The organism is Cellulomonas biazotea (assembly GCF_004306155.1).
Lineage (GTDB): Bacteria > Actinomycetota > Actinomycetes > Actinomycetales > Cellulomonadaceae > Cellulomonas > Cellulomonas biazotea.
The window spans coordinates 1-11,620 of record NZ_BIMR01000034.1; the positions used below are offsets into that span (position 1 = coordinate 1).

At 74.4% G+C, this 11,620-nt stretch carries 8 protein-coding genes; 5 read left to right on the forward strand and 3 right to left on the reverse strand.

Features of this window, described 5'->3' with window-relative positions; genetic code table 11:
- Positions 1 to 133 precede the first annotated feature (133 nt).
- Both CBZ_RS03260 and CBZ_RS03265 read left to right on the forward strand, forming a co-directional pair.
- Positions 134 to 1,123: a carbohydrate ABC transporter permease gene (locus tag CBZ_RS03260; RefSeq protein WP_130780171.1), complete on the forward strand. Its 990-nt coding sequence runs from the start codon at positions 134 to 136 to the stop codon at positions 1,121 to 1,123.
- Positions 1,120 to 2,067 (forward strand): carbohydrate ABC transporter permease, encoded by a 948-nt coding sequence (locus CBZ_RS03265; RefSeq protein ID WP_130780172.1) that lies wholly within the window; start codon positions 1,120 to 1,122, stop codon positions 2,065 to 2,067. The genes CBZ_RS03260 and CBZ_RS03265 overlap by 4 nt, the downstream gene beginning before the upstream one ends.
- A 92-nt stretch (positions 2,068 to 2,159) precedes the next feature.
- Here CBZ_RS03265 and CBZ_RS03270 read toward each other — a convergent pair whose 3' ends face one another.
- Positions 2,160 to 3,095 carry a hypothetical protein gene (locus CBZ_RS03270; protein ID WP_130780173.1) on the reverse strand — a complete coding sequence of 312 codons (936 nt, stop codon included), beginning with the start codon at positions 3,093 to 3,095 and terminating at the stop codon, positions 2,160 to 2,162.
- Between the two features lie 165 nt (positions 3,096 to 3,260).
- On the opposite strand from CBZ_RS03270, the gene CBZ_RS03275 reads away from it, so the two are divergent.
- A complete protein-coding gene (locus CBZ_RS03275; RefSeq protein WP_130780174.1) occupies positions 3,261 to 4,157 on the forward strand; it encodes an EamA family transporter in 897 nt (298 codons plus the stop codon).
- A 51-nt stretch (positions 4,158 to 4,208) separates the two neighbouring features.
- Here the strand turns inward: CBZ_RS03275 and CBZ_RS03280 are convergent, their stop codons facing one another.
- Positions 4,209 to 4,802: a bacterial proteasome activator family protein gene (locus tag CBZ_RS03280; RefSeq protein WP_130780175.1), complete on the reverse strand. Its 594-nt coding sequence runs from the start codon at positions 4,800 to 4,802 to the stop codon at positions 4,209 to 4,211.
- A gap of 76 nt (positions 4,803 to 4,878) precedes the next feature.
- On the opposite strand from CBZ_RS03280, the gene CBZ_RS03285 reads away from it, so the two are divergent.
- Positions 4,879 to 6,111 (forward strand): AGE family epimerase/isomerase, encoded by a 1,233-nt coding sequence (locus CBZ_RS03285; protein ID WP_130780176.1) that lies wholly within the window; start codon positions 4,879 to 4,881, stop codon positions 6,109 to 6,111.
- A 59-nt stretch (positions 6,112 to 6,170) separates the two neighbouring features.
- Here the strand turns inward: CBZ_RS03285 and CBZ_RS03290 are convergent, their stop codons facing one another.
- Positions 6,171 to 7,148 (reverse strand): NAD(P)H-quinone oxidoreductase, encoded by a 978-nt coding sequence (locus tag CBZ_RS03290; RefSeq protein WP_130780177.1) that lies wholly within the window; start codon positions 7,146 to 7,148, stop codon positions 6,171 to 6,173.
- A gap of 223 nt (positions 7,149 to 7,371) precedes the next feature.
- Between CBZ_RS03290 and CBZ_RS03295 the strand changes: the two genes are divergently transcribed.
- The coding region (locus CBZ_RS03295; protein ID WP_130780178.1) for an ATP-binding protein at positions 7,372 to 11,620 on the forward strand (4,249 nt) is incomplete at its 3' end.

An 11,620-nucleotide genomic window follows, 5' to 3' on the forward strand; every position in this document is an offset into this window, starting at 1 on the left:
GGTGGGAGCCGGTACCTCACGGCTCCCACCACGTCGTCCCTCTCCGGTCGGGCCCCACCCGACGTCCCGGCGCGCCCCACGGGCGCGTCCCCTCGTGCACCGCGCCGACCTCGACGGCGAGGAAGGGTGACTCATGGACTGGTTGCTCCACCCGGACACGACGCCGGAGAAGTTCGCGCTGATGGTCATCGCGATCCTGCTCTTCGTCGCCGTGATGGGGCTGATCCTCTTCGGGATCGACAAGATCAAGCGGCTGCCCGTCTGGGTCGTCGTCCTCGGGTTCCTCGGACCGACGCTGCTGTTCCTCGTCTTCGGCCTGCTCTACCCCGGCCTCCGTACGATCCGCGACTCGTTCTACGACAACCGCGGCACGAGCTTCGTGGGCCTCGACAACTACGTGAGGGCGTTCACCGAGGACCAGTTCCAGACCGTCCTGCGCAACACGTTCCTGTGGGTCGTCCTCGTGCCGCTCGCCGCGACCGTCATCGGGCTGGTCTACGCCGTGCTCGTCGACCGGTCTCGCTACGAGTCCCTCGCGAAGACGCTGATCTTCCTCCCGATGGCGATCTCGCTCGTCGGCGCGTCGATCATCTGGAAGTTCGTCTACGAGTACCGCCCCGACCAGGGGAGCATCCAGCAGATCGGCCTCGCCAACCAGCTGCTCGTCTGGGTGGGGCTGCCACCCCAGCAGTTCCTGCTCAACCAACCGTGGAACACGTTGTTCCTCATCGCCGTCATGGTCTGGATCCAGGCCGGCTTCGCGATGACGGTGCTGTCCGCGGCGATCAAGGCCATCCCCGACGACATCATCGAGGCCGCGCGCCTCGACGGCCTGCACGGGACGAAGATGTTCCGCTTCATCACCGTGCCGAGCATCCGGCCCGCCCTGATCGTCGTGCTCACCACGATCGCCATGGCGACCCTCAAGGTCTTCGACATCGTGCGGACCATGACCGGCGGCAACTTCAACACGTCCGTCGTCGCCTACGAGTTCTACACGCAGAGCTTCCGGGCCAACCAGCGAGGGCTCGGCGCGGCGCTCGCGGTGATCCTCTTCGTGCTCGTCATCCCGATCGTCGTGTACAACGTCCGGCAGCTGCGCCTCTCGGAGGAGATCCGATGACCGTCATCCCTCCGTCCGGACTCGTCGACGCCACGAAGGAAGAGGCGCCGGTCGCCCGGATCCCCCGCAAGCTGTCCCGCGCGGAGAAGCGCGCGATCGCCGTCAAGGGCAAGATCAGCTCGCCGTGGGCGTCGGGCATCGCGATCATCCTCGCGGTGCTGTGGACGATCCCGACGTTCGGGCTGTTCGTCACGTCGTTCCGACCGCGCGCGCTGATCCGCACCACGGGCTGGTGGACGCTGCCGTGGAACCCCGAGCTGACGCTCGACAACTACCAGGAGGCCCTCTTCGGCTCCTCGACCAGCCTGTCGACGTTCTTCGTCAACTCGCTCGTCATCACGCTGCCGGCCGTCGTCATCCCGATCTCGCTCGCGCTGCTCGCGGCGTACGCGTTCGCCTGGATCGAGTTCCCCGGTCGCAACCTGTTGTTCGTCGGCGTCTTCGCGCTGCAGGTCGTACCGATCCAGGTGACCCTCATCCCGCTGCTGTCGCAGTACGTGACCTGGGGGCTGGCGGGGTCGTTCTGGGTCGTGTGGCTGTCGCACTCGATCTTCGCGCTGCCGCTCGCCATCTACCTGCTGCACAACTTCATGAAGGACATCCCGGCGTCGCTCGTCGAGGCCGCCCGCGTCGACGGTGCCGGGCACGTGACGATCTTCTTCAAGGTGCTGCTGCCCCTGCTCACCCCGGCGATCGCGTCGTTCGCGATCTTCCAGTTCCTCTGGGTGTGGAACGACCTGCTCGTCGCCCTGGTCTTCGCGGGAGGCACGACCGACGTGGCACCGCTGACGGTCCGCGTCGCCGAGCTCGCCGGCACCCGCGGGTCGCAGTGGCACCTGCTGTCGGCAGGGGCGTTCATCGCGATGGTCGTCCCGCTGATCGTGTTCCTCGCGCTCCAGCGGTACTTCGTCCGCGGCCTGCTCGGCGGTGCCGTGAAGGGCTGACCACCTCCCGGGCGCCTGCTCGATCCCGCGGCCCGCGCACCGACCGGTGACGCGGGCCGCGGCATGCCCGGCACCGACCGCGACGGTGGGGGTCAGCGGCCGAGCACGACGCTGCACCGGAACCACCACGGGTCCAGGAAGTCCATCGCCGCAGCGCGCTCGTCCTCGGTCACCTTCCCGCCGCCGGACGAGCCGTCCCAGAGGTCGGCGAGGCGGAGGAACCCGTCGGCGGCCGACTCCGGACCGCCCGTGGCGAGCGCCTCGCCGACGTCTCGGACCCGCTGCTCCCACGCGGAGCGGTCCGCCGTCGTGGTCGCGCGGTCCACTGCCTCGGCCGCCCCGACGAGGCTCCCCGACCCGCCCATGAACGCGACGCACACGTCGGGCTCGTCGAACGACCCGGGCTCGGGGGAGCCGACGGCGGCGACCGGCACCGGGACCGGCGGGGGCGGGACGGACGGCACGGGGTTCCCTTCCCGGTCGTAGGTGGTCGTCCCCGCGCCGCCGCCGGTGATGGTGACGAACCCGCTGCCGGCCGGGTCTGCGAACGTCCCGGGCAGCCGGTCCGGGTAGCCGACATCGGCGCACGGGCCCGGTCGCGGTGCGTCGTCGGCGACCTGGTGCCAGGTGCGGCCGAGGACCAGCGCCGTCTGGTAGCAGGGCTCGCCGGGGTCGTCCGACGCCGTGGTGCTCGAAGACCAGAGCGTCGCGGCCTCACGCAGCCGCTCGACGGCGACCTGCGACGCGTCCTGCGGCCAGGCGCCGTCGTCGGCGCGCGCCTGTGCGGTCGCGTCGCGCAGGACCCGGAGGCTGATCTCGACGCTCGCGGCCTCGGTGACGCGTCCGGGGTCGAACCTTTCGCCGCCACCGGCCTCGTCGGCGCGCGGTGGCGCGAGCGACCAGGCGACGGCCACCGTGAGGACGCCGGCGGCCAGCCCGCCGAGGACGACGGCCCGGCGGCGGGAGCGCGACGAGGGCGCCGAAGGTGTCGCGGAGGTGGGGACGGGTGGCGGGGGTGCGGTCGGCACGGCTCTCCTCGGGCTGGTGGGTTCGTCGGGAGGCGGCGACCCGGGGTCGTCCACCGCCGGGGACGCTAGGGACGTCGACCGGCCTGCCGTCGACCCGCCGGCCGCACCTGTGGAGCGCCGTCCGTCGGACCGGGCTGTGGACGGCTCGACGCCTACCCTGGGCTCGTGCCCGCCCCGCTGCTGTTCGTGCTGTCGGGCCTCACCCAGTACCTCGGCGCCGCGATCGCCGTCGGGCTCTTCGACGTCCTCCCGCCCGCGGTCGTCGCGTGGCTGCGCCTCGCGGTCGCGGCCGTCGTCCTCCTCGCGTGGCGCCGGCCCTGGCGGGCCCGCGGGAGGTGGACGCGGCGCGCGGTCCTCACGACCGTCCTGTTCGGGGTCGTCCTCGGCGTCATGAACGTCGCGTTCTACGTCGCGATCGACCACCTGCCGCTCGGCACGGCGGTCGCGCTCGAGTTCGTCGGACCGGTCGCCGTCGCGGCCGTCACGGGGCACGGCTGGCGGGACCGCGTCGCCATCGGCATCGCCGCCGCGGGCGTCGTCCTGCTCGCGGGCGTCACGCTCGGCGGCGGCGTCAGCAGCAGCACGGGCTCCGGGACCGACACCGGCGACGACCCCGTCGTCGGCCTCGTCGCGATCGGCGTCTCCGCCGCCTGCTGGGCCGGGTACATCGTGCTCGGACGACGCGTCGCGACCGCCGAGACCGGCGGCGTCACCGGTCTGTCGGTCGCGATGACCGCGGGCGCGCTCGTGCTCGCACCGTTCTACGTCGGCGGTGCGGTGCCCGTCCTCACCGACGCGGGGCTCGCGCTGCTCGTCGTCGGCGTCGCCGTGCTGTCGTCCGTCGTGCCCTACGCGCTGGAGCAGGTCGTCCTGCGACGCGTGCGCCCGGCGACCTTCGCGATCCTGCTCGCGCTGCTCCCCGCGACCGCGGCCGTCGTCGGCGCCGTCGTGCTGCGCCAGGTCCCGCACCCCGCCGAGCTCGTCGGCCTCGTGCTCGTGTCAGGCGCGATCGCGCTCACCGCGAAGGACACGGCGACCGACGAGGCCCCACCGCCCGCCTGAGCGGAGCCGCCCGCGTCAGGGCGACCGGCCGGTCCCGAGCCCTCGCCGTCGTCAGAGGTACTGCCCGGTCCCGTGCCCCTCGCCGTCGTCGGCCTCGTGCCCGCCCAGGCCCAGCCCCGGCGGCACCGGGCCGTGCCCCGGTCCGGGCGGCAGCGCGCGACGCATCTGCGACAGCTGCGCCTGCGCGGCCATCTGCTGTGCGACCAGCGCGGTCTGGATGCCGTGGAACAGCCCCTCGAGCCACCCGACGAGCTGCGCCTGCGCGATGCGGAGCTCGGCGTCCGACGGGGTCTGGTCGTCGACGAACGGGAGCGTGATGCGGTGCAGCTCCTGGACGAGCTCGGGGGACAGGCCGTCCTCGAGCTCCTTGAGCGAGCGCTCGTGGACCTCGGCCAGCCGGGCGCGGGCGGCGGCGTCGAGCGGTGCGCTGCGCACCTCGTCGAGGAGCTGCTTGATCATCGTGCCGATCCGCATGACCTTCGCGGGCTCGCCGACCAGGTCGCTGACGCCCTCGGTGTCGTCACGCCCGGCGTCGGCCGCGGGGCCGCCCGTCGCGGGCACGACGACCACCCGCGGGCCCGTGCCCGCCGGGCCCTGGGCGTGCTGCTGCCGGTCCCGCGCGTCACCTGCGTCGCTGTCGCTCATCCGCGCATTGTGACCCCCCGGCGCAGGCCGGCGCAGCCCGGACCGTGGACCGGTCCCGCGTCGGTAGGGTGTGCGCATGTCCTGGCTGACGACGCCCGCGCACGCCCGGTGGCTCGAGGGTGAGACCGACCGGTTGCTGGACTTCGGACGGGCGTCGGCCCTCCCGGGCGGCGGCTTCGCCCGGCAGGACGACGCGGGCCTCCCGCAGGGCGGTCCGCTCGAGCTGTGGATCGCGTGCCGCATGACGCACGTCTACGCGATCGGCCACCTGCTCGGCCGCCCGGGCTCGGCGGCGCTCGTCGACCACGGCCTCGCGGCGCTGCGGGGCGTCTTCCACGACGACGAGCACGGCGGCTGGTTCGCGGAGGTCGAGCGCGACGGCACGCCGCGGGACACCGAGAAGGCGGCCTACCCGCACGCGTTCGTCGTCCTCGCGGCGTCGAGCGCGACCGCCGCCGGCCGGCCCGGTGCCCGTGAGCTCCTCGACGAGGCACTCGCCGTGTCGGAGCAGCACTTCTGGGACGACGAGGCGGGCCTCGCGGTCGAGCAGTGGGACCGCACGTTCACGACGCTCGACACCTACCGGGGCGTCAACGCCAACATGCACACCGTCGAGGCGTACCTCGCGGCCGCGGACGTCACCGGGCACCGGGTGTGGCTCGACCGTGCGCTGCGGATCGTCGAGCGCGTCGTGCACGGCTTCGCCAAGGACAACGAGTGGCGGATCCCCGAGCACTTCGACGCGGGCTGGGTCGCCGACCTCGAGTACAACGTCGACACCCCCGCGCACCCGTTCCGCCCCTACGGCGCGACGATCGGGCACTGGTTCGAGTGGGCGCGACTCACGCTGCACGCCCGGGCCGCCGTCACGGCGCGCGGCGACGTCGCCCCCGCGTGGATGCTCGACGACGCGGTCGCGCTGTTCGACGCGGGCGTCCGCGAGGGCTGGGACGTCGACGGCGCACCGGGCTTCGTCTACACGGTCGACTGGTCGGGCCGCCCCGTCGTGCGGGAGCGCATGCACTGGGTCGCCGCCGAGGCCGTCGCGGCCGCCGCGACCCTGCACGCCGCGACAGGGGAGCCGCGGTTCGACGACCTCTACACGCAGTGGTGGGAGTACGTCGGCGCGTTCCTGCTCGACCGGGAGGGCGGCTCCTGGTGGCACGAGCTCGGGACCGACAACGCCGTGTCACGCACGGTGTGGGCGGGCAAGGCCGACCTCTACCACGCGGTGCAGGCGACCCTCGTGCCGCGCCTGCCCCTGACGCCGGTCATCGTCCCCGCGCTCGCGGCGGGCCTGCTCGACTGACGACGCGGGCCGTCGACCCACCCGACGCCGACGGCGGACCCGGCAAGGGTGCGTCCGGGTCAGGGGACGAGCAGGACCTTCCCGAAGACCTCGCCCGACTCCATCAGCCGGTGCGCCTGCGCGGCCTCGGCGAGCGGCAGCCGGGCGTGCACGACGGGACGGACCCGGCCCTCGGCGACGAGCGGCCACACGTGCCGCGCGACGCCGTCGACGATCGCCGCCTTCTGGTGGTGCGGCCGCGACCGCAGCGTCGTGCCGATCACGCTCGCACGCCGGGCGAGCAGCAGCCCCAGGTCGATCTCGGCCCGCCGGCCCTGCTGCAGGCCGATGACGACGAGCCGGCCCCCGTCGGCCAGGAGCCGCAGGTTGTCGGCGAGCGCCCCCGCACCGAGCACGTCGAGCACGACGTCCGCGCCCCGGTGGTCCGTGGCGGCCCGCACGCGGCCGACGAGGTCGCCCTCGCGGTGGTCGAGCGCGACGTCCGCGCCGAGCTCCGCGACGCGTCGGGTGCGATCCGGTCCGCCCGCGGTCGCCACGACCCGCGTGCCGAGCGCGTGGGCGAGCTGGACGGCGACCGAGCCGACGCCGCCCGAGCCGCCGTGCACGAGCAGCGTCTCGCCCGGCGCGAGGTGCGCGGCGCGCAGGTTGGACCACACCGTGGCGACCGCCTCGGGCAGCGCGGCGGCATCCTCCAGCGGCGTGTCGTCGGGGACACGCAGGCACAGGTCCGCCCGGACCGTCACCCGTTCGGCGTAACCTCCGCCGGCCAGGAGTGCCGCGACACGGTCGCCCACCCGCCAAGTGCCGCCCACGGAGTCCCCGAGGGCCGTGACGACACCCGACACCTCGAGGCCCGGCCAGGACGGCGCACCGGGTGGCGGGGGGTAGTGGCCCTCCCGCTGGAGGAGGTCGGCGCGGTTGACCCCTGCGGCGCTGACCTGCACGAGGAGGTCCGTGGGACCCAGCGACGGCTCGGGGACGTCCTCGACCCGCAGGACGTCCGCCGGACCCGGTCCGCTGACCACGACTGCCCGCATCTGCGCACCCTAGCGGGCGGCCCGGCCCGGGCCGCCGACCTGCGCACCCGGTTCCGCCACGGCGTATCCCATCGGGTGAGGTCCATGGCAAACTCTGCCGCGGGCTAATGGTCCCGTGTCCAGGAGCCGATGTCGGCGGTGGGCCTCATGTGGGCCTGTCTGGACGCAGGGCCGACACGCCCCCCGGTGGCGACACCCGTGTCGGGTGGAGGAGAGGAACGACATGCTGCGACGGCTTGGCATCCGCGCCAAGGTTCTGGCTGTCCTTGCCGTGCCCATGCTCGTCCTGTTCGGTGCTGGTGCGTTCATCTCGTACGACGCCATCCAGCAGGCGCAGCGGGTGCGCGCCGCCGAGGGCGCGGTCACCGCGCTCCAGGCGTACGCGCCCCTGTCGGCCGCGATCCAGCAGGAGCGTGCGCTGTCGGTCAACGGTGCGCCCGCCGAGCAGCTCACGCCGGCGCGCGACCAGACCGACGCGCTGCTCGCGAAGGTCCGGCCGCTGACCCGTGCGCTCGACCTCGACGAGTTCCCGCCCGCCGTGGTCAAGCAGTTCCAGGAAGTCCAGGTCACGCACAACACGCTGCTGCCGCAGGTGCGCAAGCTCGTCGACGTCAAGGGCGAGCGCGGCCAGGTCGGCAACAACTACGAGCAGATCATCGACGGGCAGATCGACCTCGTCGAGCAGGTCGCGAACGCGCTGGACAACCGCGAGCTCGCGTCCTACGTCACGGCGTACCGCGACGTCGGCGCCACGTCCGACGGCCTCATCACGGAGATGCTCGACGGCCAGCGCCTCATGCGCGCCGCGAACGCCCAGACCGCGGCCGCCCGTGCCTACGCCAACACCGCCGCGTCGACCGAGATCTCCCGTGTCCGGGCCCGCGCCGCCGTGGAGCGGCTCGGCGAGAACGGCATCGTCATGCCGTCCCGTGACCCCTCCTCGTCCTTCACCGCCATGCGGTCCTGGCTGCAGCAGGGCAACTCGCAGGGCATCGCGCAGGTCGACCAGGAGGCGTACGTCGCCGACGTGCAGCAGCAGCTCGCGTCGCTGTCCGCCGTCAACGACGCGATCCTCGCCCGGGCGTCCACCATCGCCGACGAGGCCGCCACGGCCGCCGAGACCCGCGCCATCTACACGATCGCCATCGCGATCGTCGCCGCCGCGGCGTCCCTGTTCTTCGCCCTCGTCATCTCCCGAGGGATCGTCCTGCCGCTGCGTCGCCTCACCAAGGCCGCTGCCGACGTCCGTGAGCAGCTGCCGAAGCTCGTCGAGCAGGTGGCTGTCCCCGGTGAGGGCCCCGAGATCGTGCTCGAGCCCATCCCGGTCACGACCCGCGACGAGGTCGGCGCGCTCGCCGAGGCGTTCAACTCCGTCAACGCCACGACCGTCCAGGTCGCCCAGGAGCAGGCCGCCCTGCGTGGCTCCATCGCGGAGATGTTCGTCAACGTCGCCCGTCGCGACCAGGTGCTCCTCAACCGGCAGCTGTCGTTCATCGACTCCCTCGAGCGTGCGGAGGAGGACCCGTCGACCCTGGCGAACCTCTTCCGGCTCGACCACCTCGCCACCCGGATGCGTCGTAACGCCGAGTCGCTCCTCGTGCTCGCCGGCATCGACTCCGGTCGTCGTCTGCGCGACGCGATGCCGCTGTCCGACGTGATCCGGACCGCCTCGTCGGAGATCGAGCAGTACGACCGCGTCGAGCTCGACCTGCAGGTCGACCCGCACATGCTCGGCTTCAACGCCCTGAGCGCCGCGCACATGCTCGCCGAGCTCCTCGAGAACGCGACGATCTTCTCCGAGCCCGAGACGCCCGTCACGGTCACCACCGGCGTCTCCGGCCAGTTCGTCTACGTCCGGATCCTCGACCACGGCCTGGGCATGACCGAGGCCGAGATCACGGCGGCGAACTCGAAGATCGTGTCCGTGTCCGCGAGCGACGCCCTGGGCGCCCAGCGCCTCGGCCTCTTCGTCGTCGGCCGCATCGCCCAGCGCCTCGGCGCCGAGGTCCGCCTGCACAAGAGCTCGCAGGGCACCGGGACCGAGACGATCGTCCGCTTCCCGTCCACGCTGTTCGCCGCGACGGAGACGTCGCTGTACGGCGCCCCGTCGGCCGCCCCGGCCGTCGCCGCGCCCGCCCAGATCGCGGCCCCCGCGGTCGAGCAGGCGCCGGTCGTCCGCGAGGTCGACCTCAACGCGCTGACCGACGGCCAGACGTCCCTCGGCCTGCCGCGCCGCAAGCGCACGGACGACACCGGCGAGAACGACATCGCCCCCGCCGGGCTGCCGGTGCGTGGCGGCGGCCAGCCGGGCGCGCTCCCGAGCCGCTCCGCGAAGACGTTCGACGAGGACAAGATCGTCCTGCCCGAGGTCCCGTCCGGGAACCTCTCCGCGGACCTCGGCTCGTCCGGCTCCGACTGGACGCCGCCGACGATCGCGACGACGCCGCTCGGCTCGGGCCTGCCCAGCCGTACGCGTGCCACGTCCGCCTGGGCTCCGCAGCCCGAGCCCGAGGCGACGCCCACCGCGAGCGCGCCGTCCTCGCCGGCCGCCCGTGCGGGTCTGTTCTCCGGCTTCCGTGGTCGCGGCGACGTCGCGACCGGCACGCCCGGCTCCGGGATCCAGATCCCCGGCCTGGCCGACGACGACGCCCCCGCGGCGTCCGCCGACCCGGTCCGCGCGCCGTGGATGTCGCTCGGTGCGCACTCCGCTCAGCCCGCCCCCGTGGTCGTCCCCGAGCTGGCCGAGGAGTCGGCCGACGAGTGGGCGCCGACGCCGGCGGCCGAGGAGCAGCACGTCGTCGAGGAGCCCGTCGCCGTCGAGGCCGACGCCTGGGCGCCGACGCCGGCTGCTGAGGTCGAGGAGCCCGTGTGGGCGCCGACGCCCGCTGCTGAGGTGGAGGAGCCCGTGTGGGCGCCGACGCCGGCTGCTGAGGTGGAGGAGCCCGTGTGGGCCCCGACGCCGGCCGCCGAGGTGGAGGAGCCCGTGTGGGCGCCGACGCCGGCTGCTGAGGTGGAGGAGCCCGTGTGGGCCCCGACCCCGGCCGCCGAGGTCGAGGAGCCCGCGTGGGCCCCGACGCCCGCTGCTGAGGTGGAGGAGCCCGTGTGGGCCCCGACCCCGGCCGCTGAGGTGGAGGAGCCCGCGTGGGCCCCGACGCCCGCCGCCGAGGTGCAGGAGCCGGCCTGGGAGCCGACGCCTGCCGCCGACGAGGCGTGGGCGCCGACCTTCGCGCCGGGCGAGCCCCTGACGGCCTCCGCCGACGCGTGGGAGGCCCCCGAGGTCGCCGCGCCCGTCGCGCTCCCGTCCCGTCAGGCGCCGGCCGCGTGGAGCGCGCCGGTCGAGGAGCCGCAGGTCGCCGAGACGCCCGCCGCCCCCGCCGCGGAGACGCCGGTCTGGACGTCGCGCATGCAGGGCTTCACGTCCTACAGCGGCTACTCCGGCTGGGCCGCGCGCTCCGCCGCGCAGGCCGAGGTGCCGTTCGAGAAGGCGCTCGACGAGGCCCGTGCCTGGCACACCGGTGCGATCCCAGTCGTGCCTGAGGCCGGCCACGACGAGGCCGTCGCCGAGCCGGAGGCCGAGCCCGCCGCCGCACCCGCCGACGAGGCGTGGCCCACCCCCGCGTGGGAGGCGCCCGCCTGGGAGCCGCCGACGTGGCAGGCCCCCGCCTGGCAGGACGGCACGGACGCGCCCGCGGCGACGCACGCCGCCCCGGTCGCCGTCGAGCCGGTCGCCGCACCCGTGGCCGAGCCCGTCGCGTACGCGCCGGTGCAGCTCGCTCCCGAGGAGCCCGAGAACAGCCCGTGGCAGGCCCCGGCCGTCGCCGAGGAGCCCACCTGGTCGTCGCCCGCCGTCGCGGAGCAGCCGGCCTGGCAGGCGCCCGTCGCCGAGCAGCCGGCCTGGCAGGCACCGGTCGCGGAGGCCCCCGCACCGTGGCAGGCGCCCGTCGCCGAGGCGCCGGCCCCGTGGCAGGCCCCGGTCGCCGAGGCCCAGCCCGCGTGGCAGGCCGCGACGCAGGACGACTCGACGCGGATGTTCAGCCCCGTCGAGGCGCAGGACGCCGTGACGCCCGCCCCGCAGGCGGCCCCGGTCGCCGAGGCGCCCGTCCAGCAGGTCGCACCCGCCTGGGCGCCCACGGCCGCCGCGGCGACGCCCGCGCCGGACGCCGGGTTCTCGCAGGTCGTGCAGCCGACGGAGGACAAGCCCAAGCGCAAGTGGGGCCTGTTCGGTCGCCGCAAGGACGACGCCGACACCGCGTCGACCGCCGCGGTCGCGCCGGCGCCTCGCGTGAACGACGCCGCCCCAGCCCGCACGTCGGCATGGAGCAACGAGCAGCCCGCCCCGCAGGCGGCACCCTCGTGGGCGTCGTCGACGTGGTCGGCACCCGCCGCTCCGGCGCAGGCCACCCCGGTCGCGCCGCACCCCGTGCAGCCGGAGCCGCGCGTCGCCGCCGGCTGGTCGCCGCCGGACTGGGCCC